General features: G+C 50.6%; 11 protein-coding genes and 2 pseudogenes. 9 read left to right on the top strand and 4 right to left on the bottom strand.

Going from position 1 to position 15,550, the window contains the following annotated elements:
* Window positions 1-197 precede the first annotated feature (197 nt).
* The gene (locus Q5705_03070) at window positions 198-1,667 is read left to right on the top strand and encodes an ROK family transcriptional regulator (GenBank protein ID WLI77561.1); all 1,470 of its coding nucleotides are present in this window, start codon (window positions 198-200) and stop codon (window positions 1,665-1,667) included.
* Window positions 1,668-1,698: 31 nt separating this feature from the next.
* Here the strand turns inward: Q5705_03070 and Q5705_03075 are convergent, their stop codons facing one another.
* Window positions 1,699-3,378 carry an SgrR family transcriptional regulator gene (locus Q5705_03075; protein ID WLI77562.1) on the bottom strand — a complete coding sequence of 560 codons (1,680 nt, stop codon included), beginning with the start codon at window positions 3,376-3,378 and terminating at the stop codon, window positions 1,699-1,701.
* 280 nt (window positions 3,379-3,658) lie between these two features.
* Between Q5705_03075 and ptsG the strand changes: the two are divergent.
* From ptsG to Q5705_03095, 4 genes and pseudogenes are all read left to right on the top strand, one after another.
* Window positions 3,659-5,184, top strand: a pseudogene (gene ptsG / locus Q5705_03080) (glucose-specific PTS transporter subunit IIBC).
* Between the two features lie 77 nt (window positions 5,185-5,261).
* Entirely contained in the window at window positions 5,262-6,335 is a 1,074-nt protein-coding gene (locus Q5705_03085) for a Gfo/Idh/MocA family oxidoreductase (GenBank protein WLI77563.1), read from the top strand.
* Window positions 6,332-7,162 (top strand): sugar phosphate isomerase/epimerase family protein, encoded by an 831-nt coding sequence (locus tag Q5705_03090; GenBank protein WLI77564.1) that lies wholly within the window; start codon window positions 6,332-6,334, stop codon window positions 7,160-7,162. The genes Q5705_03085 and Q5705_03090 overlap by 4 nt, the downstream gene beginning before the upstream one ends.
* A gap of 8 nt (window positions 7,163-7,170) precedes the next feature.
* Window positions 7,171-7,962, top strand: a complete 792-nt coding sequence (locus Q5705_03095) for an alpha/beta hydrolase (GenBank protein WLI77565.1) — start codon at window positions 7,171-7,173, stop codon at window positions 7,960-7,962.
* Window positions 7,963-8,070: 108 nt separating this feature from the next.
* On the opposite strand, the gene Q5705_03100 is transcribed toward Q5705_03095, so the two are convergent.
* Both Q5705_03100 and Q5705_03105 read right to left on the bottom strand, forming a co-directional pair.
* Entirely contained in the window at window positions 8,071-8,499 is a 429-nt protein-coding gene (locus Q5705_03100) for a hypothetical protein (GenBank protein WLI77566.1), read from the bottom strand.
* Window positions 8,500-8,510: 11 nt separating this feature from the next.
* Window positions 8,511-8,741 (bottom strand): hypothetical protein, encoded by a 231-nt coding sequence (locus Q5705_03105; protein ID WLI77567.1) that lies wholly within the window; start codon window positions 8,739-8,741, stop codon window positions 8,511-8,513.
* 408 nt (window positions 8,742-9,149) lie between these two features.
* Between Q5705_03105 and Q5705_03110 the strand changes: the two genes are divergently transcribed.
* The 3 genes from Q5705_03110 to Q5705_03120 are packed head-to-tail and all read left to right on the top strand — an operon-like array spanning window position 9,150 to window position 12,056.
* On the top strand, window positions 9,150-9,914 hold the full coding sequence (locus Q5705_03110; GenBank protein WLI77568.1) for an alpha/beta hydrolase: 765 nt from the start codon (window positions 9,150-9,152) through the stop codon (window positions 9,912-9,914).
* Between the two features lie 40 nt (window positions 9,915-9,954).
* Entirely contained in the window at window positions 9,955-10,629 is a 675-nt protein-coding gene (locus Q5705_03115; GenBank protein WLI77569.1) for a heavy metal response regulator transcription factor, read from the top strand.
* On the top strand, window positions 10,626-12,056 hold the full coding sequence (locus Q5705_03120) for a heavy metal sensor histidine kinase (protein ID WLI77570.1): 1,431 nt from the start codon (window positions 10,626-10,628) through the stop codon (window positions 12,054-12,056). Before Q5705_03115 ends, Q5705_03120 begins: the two co-directional genes overlap by 4 nt.
* Here Q5705_03120 and Q5705_03125 read toward each other — a convergent pair.
* A pseudogene (locus tag Q5705_03125) lies at window positions 12,043-12,327 on the bottom strand (zinc-binding dehydrogenase). The gene Q5705_03120 and the pseudogene Q5705_03125 sit on opposite strands and share 14 nt — an antisense overlap.
* 387 nt (window positions 12,328-12,714) lie before the next feature.
* Here Q5705_03125 and Q5705_03130 point away from each other — a divergent pair.
* Window positions 12,715-15,402 (top strand): AAA domain-containing protein, encoded by a 2,688-nt coding sequence (locus Q5705_03130; protein WLI77571.1) that lies wholly within the window; start codon window positions 12,715-12,717, stop codon window positions 15,400-15,402.
* Window positions 15,403-15,550 lie beyond the last annotated feature (148 nt).

Here is a 15,550-nt window from a genome sequence, read left to right on the forward strand (position 1 = left end):
GAACAATTGGCGGCTATCACAGACAGAATAATCGCGCTATGCAGTTTTTAACCTTCAACGTATAGTCACGCTATCTTTTTTGTTTTTACCCTCAGCAAACTTAAAAGTAAACAATAAAAATCCTTATAAATCATAAATATAAATGCAATAAGACGGCAATCAGGATGCATTTAAGATGCAATAAAAGGTATAACCTGATGACAAAACAACAGAAACTGCAAGCGGCGGTTGAAAAACTTGAAACGCGAAAAAAATCGGCACAGTTGCGCGCCCTTTTGCCTGATATTGAAAAACGCATTGCGGCGGGTACAAGCATTGCCGATATCGCCCGGGCCTTAAGCGACAATGGTTTACCCATTACGTTAGCCACCCTGAAAAGTTATTTATATCGGGCGCGTAAAGCGGCACGCAAAGCCCCCTCTGATGGGGGTGACCCCCAGAACAGCTTTGACGTAGAAAGCAGCGTGACCAGAAACCCAGGTGTGTCATCCCGGTTATATCAATCGCCTGCGTCTACTCAACCCTCCCGCAATATCAATACGGTTCGTTGCCTGCGTCAGCTCAGACGTGGCGATATTTTCACCCGTGCCGAATTGTCGCGAATGCTGGGGTTAACACGTGCAACAGTAGGTCGGGCCATCAATGAATTGATCGCCGATAAGCTGGTACTGGAAACGGATTTACAAATGGAGGAAGGACGCCCTGGCCGACCTGGGGCCGGTATTCGTCTTAACCCTCAGGGGGCATATGCTATTGGTATTGATATTTCCAGCAGCGCCCTGACGGGTATTTTGATCGGCCTGGGCATGCAGGTGATAGAGAAAATAATATTACCCATCGAATCATTAAAAAACGATCTCCTGAAAATGGTCGAGCTTATTGCACAAATCCCGGCGCGATTGCTCTTTTTATCTGGCATAACCTCCCAACAGCTTCAGGGTATCTGCATATCGGTGCCGGGCCTTATCGATAAAACAGGCCGGGTAGTGGTTGCACCTTTTCTGCATTGGCGTGATGTTCCCCTTCAAACACTACTGGCCGCCCGCCAGGAGCTGGTATGGCCGATTATCGTCTGTAACGATGCCGTTGCTTTTGCCAATGCTGAACAATCCCGCTCAAATAAAACTGATGTTAAAAATATGCTCCTTATCCTGCTGGCTGAAGGACTTGGCGGCGCGGTCATACAGCACGGGCAAATAGTCAAAGGCGCCCACGGATTTGCGGGGGAATTCGGTCATATGATCATGTCAGACAAGGTCTCCGCCGCATCAGAAACGGCATTCGAAATGCTGGCTGGCTATCAGCGTTTTTATCCCTGGCTGCCCGAAAACGCCACGATTGAGGAGCAGATGGCATGGATTGCAGATCCTGCGAATAGGCGCACTATTCCTCAGCTTCCGCGCATTCTCGATAAATGGGCTGAGGCGCTATCGGCGGGTTTACTTAATTTGATCTATTTATTCGACCCTGAAGAAATAATTCTTGGCGGCCCTTTAAGCAGCCTATTTCCATTAATTGCCTCTCAGGTTCAGGTGATGTTGAAAGAAAATATACTGTATGGCTACCAAATCCCGCCGATACTTGTCACCCAGTTCGGCGCGGATGGCGCGGCTATCGGAGCCGCGTCCATGGTTCTGAGCAACCTATTCTCGCTGCCCGTCATGTGACGAGAATAAGCGTCAGGCGAAATCTACTCACTTAATCCGACCACAACTGGCTGAAATCGGGCCAGCCGAGAGTGTTGAGATCGCGCCAGCTAAAGGATTTTTCGCTTTTCAGCTCCAGCCAGTGGTGGAACAGTGGGATCAGCCATCGCTGGCTGGTTAACGCGCTAAAGAATGTTTCGATACAGGCTTTGTTGTCCGCAATATCGATATTCATCAGGTCCGTTTGTAGCTGTTGGTAAGCGCTGGCGTATTGTTCCGGCAATTTTTTAAATACCGGGTCCGGCGAGAGCCAGTCAAGGAATGAATGGGAAGAGAGGTTATCGACCATAAAATTAGTGAGCCATAAATCCGCACGGATATTTTGCATGCTCGAAAATTCAGAGAATGGCAGCACCAGTACCTCTACCTTGTAGTTATACCGCTTAAGGATCATCGCCATTGCTTGTGATAATTTCACCAGCTCTGGCTGCTGGTAAGTCGCAATAACAATCTTGCGGTTAACGACATAGGGTGAAGCGATGGTGCCAAAATCGACGCATTTATGGTTCCACTCCGGCAACATGCCCTGTGCCAGCGACAGTATACTGCCATACTCTTCAGGCAAATCACTATTATCAAGTATTTCAATAGGTTGAAGTATTTTATTAATAAATTTACGTGATTCCGCCGCGGCAAACGCCCCTTGACTGTCGATCAATAAAAAGCAGCAGCCGTGTTCCAGCTTACGCTCTTTAAGGGTATCGGGATCATTCGTTTCTTCATCGTGCAGGATTGGAATAAAGCTCATGCTGATACGTTTTGGCGCCCAGGTAAATATATCGATTTCACTGAGCATCGGCCTTGCCTGGTGATAATGGCTATTGCGACGCAGCGTTAAAAATCCCTCGTCATTGCTCGCCACAGAAAAAGGCCCGGTACATTTCATTATGTCGTTATGGCGCTCATAAATAAGCGCAGGCTGGGTTGCCAGTAGAAACTCCATATATTTAACCGGTATGTGAGTTTTTATAATAATCCGGTAATCACCCGCCACGTCTATTGTGTTAATCACCCGAAATAGCGACATAAACCAGGGAGCAGAACGCGCCCGTTCAAGGCATTTTTTTACATCGTGGGATTTCACCGCCGTACCGTCTGAAAACATCGCCGTTGGCTTTAAAAAAAACTCCCAGTGGGTGTCGTTCTCATTGTGGCTCCAGTAATGGGCTAAATCGGGAACAATCTCCATCCGTACCGGATCGTAGCGGGTTAATCCGCTAAGACACTGGCGCAGCAGGTGCCGCTCTGTACGGCGCAGCGGTTTTAACGGGTTCAGCTCATCAAGATTACGGTAATACGGAATGCGAACTTTGGTTTCGCTCCCATTCCCTGAGGCACCAAATTTGTACTGGATGATCCTTTCCAGCAGATGTTTTTCGGTACCGATAAATTTCAACACCTTGCCCACATCCTGGCTGGCCAGCAATTCATTAACGCTCTGATTGAAGAGCGAATCAGGCGTTACCAGCAGCCGTAATGATGAACTGTTTCCGCGTCCTCGCTTTGCCTGCCATACCAGCCATTCGTTCTCACGCATACGGTTAAGCATATTGCGCGTATTACGAATTGAGCAGCCAAACAGATCCGATATTTCCGCCATCTGCACATGCGCTGACTGATTAACCCCGTAGCGGGCGTGAAGTTTACGGAAATACCCTTCCAGAATTGTCATTGTGTTTGCCGTCTAAAAAAGATGCTGTTCCCGTTTTAGCGGTAAATTTGCCCAAAAATCTGTGATGAGGCTCATAAATATTCCTGTTTTGCATCAAAACAGGAACTGTTTTTTCTTAAAAACGACTGTTTTTTATTAACCAAATTCAAACATATCCTGTTTACGCAGTGTAGCGATCATTTTGCTCTCTGCCTGTTATGAACAGGTATTCCCTACATCAGCAGGAACGGTTTTCCCCCCTGACTGAATAAAAAAATAATCCAGTCGCAGGAATTTATCTATGAATACATTCAACATCTTACAGAAGTTACAAGCCATCGGCCGCTCCCTGATGATCCCCATTGCTATCCTACCTGCGGCGGGGATTTTGTTAGCGTTCGGCACCAGTTTTCAGGACCCAAATATTGTCGCATCACTGCCTTTTCTGGATGCTCTATGGCTCGTTCATACGCTTAAACTGATGTCTGAGGCCGGTGGCGTGATTTTCGCAAACCTGCCGCTTTTATTCGCCGTGGGTGTGGCCGTTGGTTTATCCAAGACCAGGGGATTGCCGGGCTTTCCGCTATCGTCGGTTTCCTGATCATGAATGTCACCATCGGTCAGTTTCTGGGGATTACGCCGGAGGCGGTCGCCACCAACCGCGACTATACGCTGGTACTGGGTATTCCCTCTTTGCAGACCGGGGTATTTGGCGGGATCGTGATGGGGATACTCGCCGCCTCGATGTACAAAAAATACTACCGCATTTCACTGCCATCGTGGCTCGAGTTCTTCTCCGGTAAACGCTTTGTACCGATTATCACGTCATTTATCGCACTGTTTATCGGCATCATCATGGCGCTGATATGGCCCTCCGTGCAGCACGCCATTAACGGCCTTTCTAACCTGATGTTAGGCCAGGGCCAGGGATTCTCCGCCTTCCTGTTTGGCTTTGTTGAACGCTTACTGATCCCCTTTGGCTTAAATCACGTCTGGTGGCCGACTTTCTGGCTGCAATTTGGTGAATATGTGAATAAAGCCGGACAGGTCATTCACGGCGATCAGCTGATCTTCTTTGCCCAGTTGAAAGATCAGGTGCCGATCACTGCCGGGACATTTATGGCGGGCTTAACACCGATCAAAATATTCTGCGTTCCGGCTATCGCACTGGCGATTTACCGCTGTGCAGATGAGAAAAACAAGGGCCGTGTAAAAGGCATTATGCTTTCAGGTGCCATTACCTCCATCGTGTGCGGCATTACCGAACCGGTCGAGTTTTCCTTCCTTTTTGTAGCCCCGGTGTTATACGGCATTCACGCCTTCCTGGCCGGGATCGTCTTCCTGCTGATGCAGCAATTGCAGGTACATATCGGCCTCTCCTTCTCCGGTGGCCTGATCGACTTCCTCTTCTTCGGGATTATGCCAAAAGAGACCAACTGGATAATGGTCTTCCCGGTGGGGCTCGCCATGGCAGTGGTTTACTACTTTCTCTTTAGCTTCGCCATTCGCCGCTGGAACTTGTTAACACCAGGCCGCGAAAAGGATGAGGCAGAAAACGCAGAAACGACTTCCGGCGGGGCTAACGATCTGGTTACCGGCATTATTGCCGCCTATGGCGGGCTAGCGAATATGACCGCCATTGAAGCCTGCATGTCGCGGCTGCGTATCGATGTGCTGGATAAGAGTCTGGTGAATAAAGAGGTGCTGAAAAAACTGGGCGCGGCCGGAATTGTTGAGGTCGGAGCCAATATTCAGAGCGTCTTCGGGATGAAGTCAGATCGTCTGAAGGAGGAAATTCGGGCGCTGAAAGTCCAACAGGCAAGTTGATGATTCATCACCCCGGGATACGCGTCTTCGTATCCCGGGAGTCACATTTTAACTGTTAACGATTTGAGGGAATAAGAATGTTTACTGAGCAACGTCAACTCCGCATCGGTGTTCTTGGGTGCGGGCCAATTTCACAAGCGGCGCATTTCGAATCCTGTACCAAGGCCATCAATGCTGAGCTTTACGCCATCTGCGATAGCGCCGATGACCTGCGTGAACGCATGAAGGCCATGTGGGCGCCGAAAGTGGCCTATTCCGACTATCAGGCCATGCTCGACGATGACAATGTGGACGCGGTCATTATTGCCACCACGGACGCGTTCCACGTACAACTGGCACTGATGGCGCTGAAAGCCGGTAAGCATGTGCTGTGTGAGAAACCGCTTGGCATCACCGTTGAAGAGTGTGAGGAACTGGTGCAGGTGGTCAAATCGTCCGGCTGCGTTTTCCAGGTCGCACATATGAAGCGTTTTGATGGCGGTATTCAGGCGGCGCACGACTTTATCACCCATGAGATGGGCGCACTGGTGGCCTATAAAGGCTGGTACGGTGACAACAGCCACCGTTACACCGTGACGGATGCGGTACAACCTAAAATGATCACCAGTGCGGCAAAACGCAAACCCGCCGTTGACCCCAAATCCGACCTCCAGCGCTATTACATGCTCGCCCACGGTAGTCATCTGGTTGACACCGCCAGCTATCTGGCCGGTGAAATCACCGAGGTGGAAGCGCGCTTTATTCAGCGCGGCGGCGTGCACTGCTGGTTTATGGATGTTGCGTTCGCCAACGGCACGCTCGGTCATCTCGACCTGAGCGTGGGCGTACGGATGGACTGGCACGAAGGATTCCAGATCTACGGCGAGAACGGCAGCGTACTCGGCAAAACGTACAATCCCTGGCTGTTCAAATCGAGCGATGTCGATATTTTCCATGAAAATGGCGCGGTCTGGAGCCGTCCGCTGGCGGCAGATGGTCACTTTTATCGTCGCCAGGTTGAGGCATTTGCCAACACCATTCTGAACAATGCTCCTGTCGCAGGTACCACGGTAGAAGAAGGCCTCTACATTGTGAAAACGATGGCGGCAATTGGCGAATCAGTACGATCCGGCCATGCTGTGACCGTGGCAAGCACAAAAGGAGCGGTATGATGTATAAGGGTATTTTTTCCAAAACCTTCGCGACGACAAATGTGGACGACAACTTCCGTACCATCAAATCACTCGGTTACGCTGCCACACAATTTAACTTTGCCAGCGCAGGTCTGCCCTCGCTCCCCACGGCTATTGCGGACGAGAAAATTGAAGAGATTGCCGCTGCGGCCAGGAAGCATGGCGTGCGCATTGAAGCGATCTCCGCCACCTTTAATATGACCCACCCGACTCAGGACGTGATCAATAAAGGTATGGCATCTCTGAGCGTAATTTGTGAGGCCGCCGCACGGCTGGGTTGCCCGCTCGTCACCTTATGTACCGGTACGCTGGACGCAGAGGATCAATGGCGCTTTCATCCCGACAATAATACGCCGCAAGCCTGGCAAAAAATTCGTGAAACAATGGCGCAGGCTTTACAGATTGCCAGCCGCTATGACGTGTCACTGGGCATTGAACCGGAGCTGGCAAATATTGTGAGTAGTGCGGAAAAAGCACGCCAGTTGATCGATGAAATGAAAAGCGACCGCCTGAAAGTCATTTTTGATCCGGCGAATTTGTTCGAGGTGGCGACCATAACCGAACAGCACGCAATAGTGAAAAAAGCACTCGATTTACTGGCCGATGATATCGCCATTGCGCATGCGAAAGACCGTAACACTGATGGCTCGTTTGCCACAGCGGGGAAAGGCGTACTCGATTATCACTTCTATTTAAAACAGCTTAGCGCGTCCGGTTTTAATGGCTGTGTGGTCACGCACGGGCTGGCAGACAGCGAAGCGCAGGATGTATCGCTGATGCTGGATAAGCATCTACACATCCTTTAAGGGGTGCTATGTTGAAGACATTCACACACCAGAACCTCACGCTGCGCTACTACGACAGTGGTGGCTCAGGCCCACTGCTGATTTTCCAGCACGGGCTGACGGGCGATCACGGCCAGACCACCAGCACATTTGTCGCACCAGACTATCGCCTGATAACCCTTGAATGCCGGGGCCACGGCCAGTCGGAACTGGGCGACTCAGAGGCGCTGAGCATCAAGACCTTTGCCTGCGATCTGCTGGCATTGATGGACCACCTGGGCCTTGAAAAGGCCGCGCTGGCGGGAATTTCGATGGGCGCCGCCATCGCTGCGCACCTCGCCAGTGTGCACCCTGAACGCGTAACATCGCTGACCCTGGTTCGTCCTGCGTGGCATGACAAACGCAGCCCGCTCAATATGAATGTGTACAGCGTACTGGCGGATTATCTGGCGTTATATGGTGCTGATGAAGGTAAAAAAGCGTTTGAACAATCGGAGACATTCCAGGTCATTTTGCATCAGTCACTGGACAACGCAAACTCGCTGCTTAATACCTTTGCGATGCCAGTGGAAAAAACGCTGCACTTACTCCGCCGGATTGCCTGCTGCGAGCCTGGGTTTAATGCCGGAGCAATTAAATCCGCTGGAATTCCGGTGGAAGTGGTTGGCACCACCCTCGACGTGATTCACCCGCTCAATACCGCAAAGGCGATTGCCCAGGATTTAGGTTTATCGCAGACTTTTGAGGTTTACCCCAAATCACTGAATAAGGAAAAGCATATCGCCGAAATCACGGAGATCATTACCCGTAATATCCTCTGACTTTATTTAAGGGGTAATTGGCGCTTACCCCTTCTTATTGCTAACGGGCAGGCTCGTTCAGGGACTCTTAAACAAGAGTTGCTCAAAAGCGGAGGAGCCTGAGTCGCCTCAGTTCCGCCAGTTAATCATCTCGTCTAATCCAGCGACCAACGCAGGGAAGTAACTTTCATCAATGCCAAAGTAATCTGTGACGACAACACTTTCCGCCGGATTCTCTGGTCTGAGGATCAATTCCAGACCGACAGCACTGCCTGAAGATACAGGCAAAAAATGCATATTTAACTGATTTTCAGTGCTGTCAAAAACGATCCCTGAGTGGGCATTATTATTAATGAGGCTTGTGTGTAATCCCCTAAGGCTTTCCTTTAAATCAATAAGCTCACCGACAAGAAAGGTCGCCTGGTACTGAGTTTTCAATTCAGGAAGCTGATATTCAACGAAAGTAGTGATCCTGTCATAGGGCGGAGCATCAGGTACATTTTCTCTTTCAAACGGAGAAATCCTCAATGTCCTTGTTCCGCTAACGATCTCAATCATGATTCCCCCGCTTATTTGTACAAAAAATGAGTAATGGTCCAGTCTTTTTCACGGACGATAACTTCCAGTGTGTATTTCTTAGTAACGGAGTAACCGATGCACATGCCGCTTTCATCATCAACAATCGGTTTTGAATTATGAGGCATATGGCGGGGACGGAGTTCAAAGTACTCGCCTGGTGGCAGGCTGGACTGGAAAGAGTAATAACCGCCGTGCTCTTCCATGGTTAATCCCATTGTCATTATTATGGTTTCCCTGTTCGTTTTAGTTGCAGTAATGATAATGCGCTTCAGCGGAGGGTTCTACTTCATGTTAGATGGCATTGAGTCCATTAATTTATTCTAGCCATCTCAATGGACACGCCCGTTCTGGCGCTTTGAATGCTGCGCTGGCAGCTTTGAATATCCCAACGTGCTGATTGTGTTCCTGAATGAACTGACGACAGAAGACTGAACACCCGGAAATCTCAAAAAGTACGTGAAACTAAAACGGGTATGCTTGCATTTTTGCTTTTCTGCATCGTCTGTGGCTCCCCTCCGCGCTCAAGCCGCCCGTCATTTTTTTGTCATAACTGGCTCACCGTCTTGTCAGAACCCGCTCGCTACACTCACGCCTGTATCGAGAACACATCCCTGTGAGAGGAAATGAGCATGAAACTGAAAAGCAAAGCTGTACTGAGTATCGTCGCCGCAACCCTGATGATGGCAGGCGTTAGCCAGGCTGCCCTGGCAAAACCGGTGAAAAACATTGTCCTGGTGCACGGAGCCTTTGTTGATGGCTCGGGGTGGCGACCGGTCTATGACATTCTGAATCGTGATGGCTACAAGGTGACGCTGGTGCAGGAGCCGTTAACCTCGTTCGCCGACGATGTCGCCGCAACCAAGCGCATTCTGGACAGGCAGGACGGCCCGGTCATTCTGGTCGGCCACAGTTACGGCGGCGCGATTATTACCCAGGCCGGTAATGACCCCAAAGTTGCCGGGCTGGTTTACATCGCCGCTCATGCGCTGGATGCCGGCGAAAATCGGGCTGAAGTCAGCAAAAAATATCCCAACAGTGCACATCCTTTTATCAAGACATCTGACGGCTATGTGATGCTGGATCCGCAATACTATCCTGGCGATTTTGCCGCCGATCTGCCGCGTGAGCAGGCTCAATTTGAAGCGCAGGCGCAGATACCCACCTCGCCAACGTCGCTTGCGGCGGTCGTGAAGGAAGCCGCCTGGAGAACCAAACCAAGCTGGTATATGGTGGCTAAGTCGGACAAGATAATTAACCCCGATCTTGAACGGATGTACGCTAAACGCGCCAAAAGTTACACCGTCGAAGTAGAAGGTAGCCACGCCATTTTTCAGTCTCGTCCCAACGAAGTCGCGAAGCTGATTGAGCAAGCGGCCAATAGCGCGCAGAAATGAGTGATCGCCGCTGCGCAGGGAAATACGTCCAGGAGCCATGATGAAAATATTGGTGATAGAAGACGAACCCAAAGCGCGTGAGTATATGCGCAGCGGATTAACCGAGTCCGGTTATGTGGTTGATGTCGCTATAGATGGCCAGGAGGGGCTGTTTATGGCGCAGGAACACTATTACGATCTCATCGTGCTGGATGTCATGATGCCCCGGATGAATGGCTGGGAGGTGATGGCGCAGCTGGATAAACAGCTCGACACGCCGGTGATTTTCCTCACCGCCAAAGGCACCTTAGAGGACAAAATCAAAGGGCTGGAACTCGGCGCCGATGATTACCTGGTCAAACCATTTTCTTTTGCCGAGCTACTGGCGCGTATCCGCACCGCCCTGCGCCGTGGCGGGCAGGCAAAGCGCGAAGAACAACTTGAGGTTGGCGATCTGCGCCTGAATATCACCACGCGCCGGGTGGAACGGGCTGGCGTGCGCCTGGATCTGACCAACAAAGAGTTCAATTTATTGCAACTATTTATGCTCAACGCCGGCCAGGTGCTGACCCGAACCCTGATTGCCTCGCGCGTCTGGGATATGAATTTTGACAGCGATACCAACGTCGTCGATGTGGCTGTACGCCGCCTGCGCCAAAAAGTGGATGCGCCCTTTGCCGTTCCACTGATTCATACCGTGCACGGCGTGGGTTATTGCTGTGAGGAGCAGCAATGAGAAATCTGGCAATCAGCACCCGGTTATCACTGATGATGGGGGTCGCCGTTCTGGTGGTGTTGATCGGGGTGGGTACGGCGCTTTATCGCTCTCTCTGCCAGCAGCTCAGCATTCGTGACGACACCGCCTTACTCAACCGTCTGGATCAGATCCGCACGCTGGTGCTTGACGAAGATGTCCAGCAGATCATCCGCAAAAAGCCACACTTGTTTACCAATATGCTGGGCAACACCGAATCACTGCTGGTGCTGCGTTTTCCCGGCCACCCCCCGCTGATTGAAGTGAATTCCACTCAGCGTCCGTTGCCAGAGCTGATGCCCGTGGTTGCCAGCCAGCCGCTTAAGCTCACCGATGTCCATCACCAGCAGACACAAAATGGCGTTCCCTTTATCTCAGCAGCGGCGTTGGCGATGACGGGTCAACCTGCGCGTCAGCTCGAAATTATTACCGGCAGGCTGATGACCGAGCGGACACAAATGCAGGCGAGTTACCTTCGCCAGATTATCCTGATTACTCTGTGTGCCGCGCTGGCGGTAATTGCCCTTAGCGCACTGCTGGCCCGGCGCAGCCTGCGACCTTTGCAGCGTCTGGCCCGCGAAACATCCGCCATTGGCGTGCGCCACCTGGGGCATCGCATCGCGCTGCACAACACCCCCGCTGAGTTGCGGCCACTGATTAGCGCGTTTAATCAGATGTTGGACAGGCTGGAGACCAGCTTTCAACAGCTCAGCCAGGTCAGCGCTGATATGGCCCACGATCTGCGCACGCCAATCAGTAATTTACTGGGGCAAACCGAGATCGCGCTGACGCAAAAGCGTACCGAAAGCTATTACACCGGCCTGCTGGGTTCTAATTTTGAAGAGCTGGTGCGCCTGTCGACCATGATCGACAAAATGTTATTCCTCGCCCGGGCAGAAAATGCCAGCCAGGCGATTAACAAGGCGCTGATATCCCTTGAGCAGGTTCTCTGTCCGCTGGCGGATTATTTTGAAGGCCCGGCAGAGGAACGGCACATCACCCTGCGCTTTTCGGTTGCAGGAAATATCATGGCCGACGCCGACCTGCTCCAGCGCGCCATCGCTAATCTGTTAGCGAATGCTATCCGCTACGCTGACAGCCATAGCGAAATACAGATTGAGGCACGCCACCAGCCCGACGGCGTGTTGCTTAGCGTCACCAATGACGGCGAGGCGATCCCCCCTGAGCAGCAGGAAAGACTATTTGACCGCTTCTGGCGTGCAGACAGCGCACGCCACGCGTCGCAAAACAGCAGCGGGCTGGGTCTTTCAATTGTTCGCAGTATTATGCAACTGCACCAGGGGCGCTGTGGCGTAAATTGCGAACAGCACCAGACGCGCTTCTGGCTGCTCTTTCCCCATGCCAGCCCCGTTTCCGGTCAGATTAAGGATGCTTTCAGTCAACGATAAAGACGATCTTGCCCTGAATATTCCCTCGGGATGCCCGTTCGTGTGCTGCCGCAGCGTCCGACAGAGGATACGTACTGTCTGTCACCACGCGCAATGTGCCGTTTTCAAGCAACCGCCCTGCTTCGGCAAGTTGTTTTCCGCTGGAGCGAACCTGTTTTGATGACACCGTAATACCGCGACGGGCGGCTTCATTGTGTCCGGAAAAGCCCAGCGGGTTAACCAGGTAAAGCAACCCGCCAAGTTTGATGATAGTCAGAAAACGTTCCATATTCGGGCGGCAGTGCGCGATAACCCTCGCGCAGATAAAGATCCGGTGGGTTGATGCTCGCCGCATGTACGCAAACCCGACAGTACGCGCCTTTTTGAACCTGTTATTTGACTCGCATAACAGCATCCAGCCAGCCTGCTATTGATTTAAATGTGTGGGTGAGGAGCAGATGTTAGCCATACAGTTTGGTATTGCGTTATTTAAAGATCCACCTGGGCTTTAACCTGATTCTGTGAAGCACCAGCACAAATTCACATCAATTATGCGGTCAATTCAAAAACGGGTAGTAGATCCTCATGTCTTCAGCGCGTTAATCTGCCTGCACATAATTACTTTCCCTCTTGCTGCGGATATAGCTTTTTGCTTTCGCGAAACTCATGGAGTTGAGAAATGGTCACCGTCTTCGTTGATGGAGAGAATAAAACCGCAAATATTGTCGACTGGACTCTGTATTCGGATAAAAACGGCTGTGTGCAATTGGCTTGCCATTTCCGTTCCGGCAAAAAATACATCCGCCCTTTTAGTGCTTGTCGCGTCGAACCCACCCTCCCGTCTGCCAGCAAAAAATTCATCAAAAAAGGCCAGTCGGATGTCCAGGTTATTGAGAACGCGCAGGTTGTTGGCAATAAGTATGTCCTGATTAACTACCCCAACTCTGCACGCTGGTATGTCTTCAAACAGGACGATGTTCAGCTCCTCGCTGAAACGCAACTGAAACAGGGCACTGTTTTTTCTTATTTCCGTGATATTGCCGAGCAGCGCTGGCAGGATGCCCGCGAGGATAAAAAAATCATTCCGGAAAATACCCTCCGGCAATTAGACAAAATCATCGCCGACCCGGAAACCGTCCTGGAAGCGTATTGCAATGGCAAAAATGCCGTACGCAACGGGCTTGACAGCTATATCTACCCTTTTGGCCTGAATGAAAGCCAGATGCAGGCTGTCGAAAAAGCATTCAGTGCGCAAATTTCCGTAATTGAAGGGCCTCCTGGCACCGGAAAAACGCAAACTATTCTTAATATTCTGGCGAATATCCTTCTGCAAAATGGTCGCGTCGCCATCGTCTCGAACAACAACACCGCCGTAGACAATGTTTATGAAAAGTTAGCGAAAGTGAATCTGGATTATGTTGTGGCAAAACTCGGAAGCGCTGATAACCGCGTGAAGTTTTTCGCCGCCCAGCCGGAAAAACCCGACGCGTCCCCCGATCCTGCGCCTACAAAAGAATCCTTACATGCGCAGATAGCTCAGTTAAAACAGTATTTACGCGTGCAAAATGAGGTCGCACAACTGCGAGCCTCGATAGACGAGTTACGCATTGAAGAAAAATACCTCAGCCAGTGGCTTGTAGGTGAAGGCATCGAAAACTTGCCGGATGTAAAGCGTTACGGTTTTACTCAACAGAAAATGACCGATCTGATGGCATTCCTTCAGTCACTTGCTGAAGATGGCCTCAGTTGGCGCAACCGGCTGGCGCTGTTATTTAAGTTTGGCATGGTCAGAACGGCGTCGTTAAACACCGCCGCAAAGCGTCAGGTAATATTTTTTGCCCTGCAACGTCACTATTACGCCACGCGTTTGCAGCAGGCGTGTGATGAACTGACAGAAAAAGATCTGTTTTTAACCCGCAACGATGTCGCGACGATGCAAGAGCGCGTTACATCAGGATCGCTGGCATTTATTCGTCAACATCTGGAAAAGTCCATCAGGCAGGGTGCGGATGTAGATGACGAGAACTATCGCAATAAATTTGAGGAATTCGCCAGTCGTTACCCCATTATGGGCAGTAGCACGCATTCCATAATCAATTCTCTGGCTCCCGGTGTGTTACTGGATTACGTCATCATTGATGAAGCCTCGCAACAAGATATCGTTCCGGGGATCCTGGCATTCGCCTGCGCCCGAAACGTTATTGTTGTGGGTGATCGTAAACAGCTTCCCCATGTTCCGGAAAAGACGGACCTCCCTGCTCCCGCGCCGCATTACGATTGTGCCAGTAAAAGCCTGCTGGACTCACTTTTTGGCCTGTATGGCAACGCACTGCCAGTAACATTGTTGAAAGAACATTATCGTTGCCATCCCAAAATCATTCATTTCTGCAATAAACAGTTTTACGACAACCAATTGATTGTGATGACTCGCGACAAGGGCGAATCAGCTCTTTCGTTAATCGTAACGGCCAAAGGTAATCATGAACGACGTAAAAGCAATCTGCGTGAACTGGAGTCACTGATGGCGCTGGATTGGGATAGCACGACCAACCGGGGTTTCATTGCGCCGTACAATGCCCAGGTCAACCTTTCGCAGCGCACATTACCCGCTGAATTTATTAGCTCAACGGTGCATAAATTCCAGGGGCGTGAATGTGAGGAGGTTGTCTTTTCAACGGTTATCGATAAAAAAGCCGACGCCAAAGCGCTCGAGTTTGTTGATGACCCACATTTGATCAATGTCGCCGTCTCGCGGGCGCAAAAACATTTCACTCTTGTCACCGGAGATAATGTCTTTGCGGGTAACAATAAGCATATCGCCGCACTGGTTCGCTATATGACCTATTACGCCGATGATTCCGGGGTGCATTACAGCCCTGTCGTTAGCGCTTTCGATTTGTTGTATGAGGAATACGATCGTTCGTTAGAAAAACTCAACGCGCGACTTAACCCGAAAGATTCGCCGTATCGCTCTGAACAAATTGCCATGCGGATAATTAAAGACGTGCTTGTGCAACCGGCTTATGCCGCGATTACTGTTCACCAACAGATCCTGTTGAGGCAGTTGGTGACCAATTTCGATAATCGCTTTAACGAACGTCAGAAAGAATTTATGACCCAGGGCGCAAGCTGCGATTTCGTTTTTTATTATCGCGTTGGAAAACAACCTTTCGCCGTCATTGAGGTCGATGGACATTATCATGACACGCACGAACAACATGAACGCGATGTATTGAAAGAGGCCATTTTGACCGCGAGCGGGATTCGCTTGCTGAGGCTCAGAACCATTGATAGCAAGATTGAATCTAAAATCACCTCATTCCTGCTGGGAAGCATGCAGAATAATCGCATCGAATTAGCGGGTTGATACGAGTTTTTATCTACCCCGCAGGCGGTTAACAACGCAACTGTACAAAAGGGTTTTCACCTGTGGGTTGTCGCTGTAGTCTCAGTAGCGGCTTAAATTTTGCTGCGTACGATGTGAGTAACCTTTCCCCCATTTTAATAACTAAAAA

Source organism: Kosakonia sp. H02, assembly GCA_030704225.1.
Classification (GTDB): Bacteria; Pseudomonadota; Gammaproteobacteria; order Enterobacterales; family Enterobacteriaceae; genus Kosakonia.